This is a genomic window from Undibacterium sp. SXout7W (assembly GCF_049339385.1).
GTDB lineage: Bacteria > Pseudomonadota > Gammaproteobacteria > Burkholderiales > Burkholderiaceae_D > Undibacterium.
In genome coordinates, this window is the sequence record NZ_JBMPPF010000148.1 from 1 (window position 1) to 288 (window position 288).

A 288-nucleotide genomic window follows, 5' to 3' on the forward strand; every position below is an offset into this window, starting at 1 on the left:
TAGTGGTGTTAAAACACGTTGTCCAGCGCTATCTAGAATTTCCACGGTGATAACTGTGGTTGCACCAGCCGCTAAAGGTAAATACTCATTTTCTATTGGCTGACCTTGTTCATCAAGCTTGTTATAAAGACCATTACTAATATTCACGGTAAGCTCAGCGGTAGCAATTTCAAATGCTTTTTGCGCGGTTGTTGACTTAGCTATTGCCGTTATTTCACCAGCGCCACTGGTGGCTCCTGGTTGTAATTTTAAAATAGCAAACCCGAAATTGTCGGTTAATGCTTTGCC

1 protein-coding gene is annotated in these 288 nt (G+C 42.0%); it reads right to left on the bottom strand.

Annotation, left to right across the window (positions count from 1 at the left end; translation table 11 throughout):
• On the bottom strand, positions 1-288 hold a 288-nt coding region (locus ACO0LB_RS20865), incomplete at both ends, for a hypothetical protein (protein WP_423052656.1).